We start from the raw sequence: 1,502 nt of genomic DNA, 5'->3' as shown, positions 1-1,502 counted from the left end.
TCTGCCCGGTGGTGGCGACCGGGTCGTAGCCCGGGGTGTCCATGAAGACGAAGCCAGGGGTCGTCACCTGCTCGGCGTACTGGAAGACGTCGGTGAGGGGCGTGGAGCCGCCCTTGGCCGCGGCGCCGAGGGATTTCTCGAGGATCGTGGTCAGCCCGCCGGCCTTGTTGCCGGGCGAGGGGTTGTTGTCCATCGAGCCGCCGTTGATCTGGGTATAGTTCTCCCACCAGCGGATGCGGTCGATGAGCTTCTGCGCCACCTCCGGGCTGACGGCGCGGCGGAGGAGGAGCTGCTCGGCGCCGTAGATCTCCGGGGTTTCGGCGAGGATGGCGGTGCCGCCGAGGCCGACGAGGAGGTCGGAGGCGACGCCGAGTGCCGGGTTGGCGGTGATGCCGGAGAAGCCGTCCGAGCCGCCGCATTCGAGCGCCACCTTGAGCGCCGAGGCCGGGATGGGCTCGCGGGAGATGGCGTTGACCGAGGGCAGGAGCTCGTGGATCTGCTCGACGATCCGGGCGATCGTCCTGGTGGTGCCGCCGGTGTCCTGGATGGTGAGGCCGTGGAAGCGCTCGGCGCCGACCGAGCCGAAGGCGGACTTCATCCGCGCCACCTGCATCACCTCGCAGCCGAGGCCAACGAAGACGGCGGCGCCGGTGTTCGGGTGGGTGGCGTGGCCCCAGAGCACCCGCTGCAGGTTGTCGAAGCCGGGGCCGGAGGCGGCCATGCCGCAGCCGGTGCCGTGGGCGAAGGCGACGACGCCGTCGACATTCGGGTAGTCGCGGAGGATGCCGGAGGCCATGACCGTCTCGGCGGCGCGGCGGATGACGGTGGCCGAGCAGTTCACCGTGGCGCAGACGGCGATGTAGTTGCGGGTGCCGACCTGGCCGTTGTCGCGGCGGTAGCCCGTGAAGGTGCGCGGCGCGACCTCGGGGATGGCGGCGCGGGCGGTCTCGAGCTCGGCGCCGATGCGGTAGTCCTGGTCGTGCGCGCCGAACGCGCAGTTGTGGGTGTGGACATGCTCGCCGGCGGCGATGGGCCGGGTGGCATAGCCGATGACCTGGCCGAACTTGGTGATCGCGCCGCCCTCGGCGATGTCCTCGCGGGCGATCTTGTGACCCGGCATCACCGGGCCGGCGAGCTCCACCCCGAGGCCGAGCGGGCGCGCGCCCTGCGGGGCCCGGGCGGTCAGGATCGCGACGTTGTCGGACGGGTGGAGGAAGAGGGGCGAAGTGGCGGAGTCGAGCATGGGTTCGGCCTGGCGGTTCGTGGCGCGGGCGGACCCCCGCGCGGGCTTGAGCATAGCATCGCCCCGGCGCCTGTCATGCACCGAAGCGGGAGACGGCGGCGCGGGCGCCGCCGGCGGCGAGCGTCGGCTCGACCAGCACGAAGCGGACGCGGTCGAATTCAGGGACGTGCATGGCCGGGACGGTTCGCGATGGCGATCGACTAGACTTCGCGACCTAGTCTAACCACCCACGCCGCTTCGCGCGCTGTCCGCGTCCACC

At 71.8% G+C, this 1,502-nt stretch carries 1 protein-coding gene; it reads right to left on the bottom strand.

Translation table 11 applies throughout. The features are described from left to right. A partial coding sequence (locus Q0112_RS05850; protein WP_297972695.1) for a UxaA family hydrolase occupies positions 1–1,243 on the bottom strand: 1,243 nt, incomplete at its 3' end. Between the last annotated feature and the right edge of the window lie 259 nt (positions 1,244–1,502).

This window comes from uncultured Amaricoccus sp. (assembly GCF_937858865.1).
In the GTDB taxonomy this organism is placed as follows: Bacteria; Pseudomonadota; Alphaproteobacteria; order Rhodobacterales; family Rhodobacteraceae; genus Amaricoccus.
Note: the sequence above shows the minus strand (reverse complement) of the source record. Positions and strands in the feature narration are given on the sequence as shown.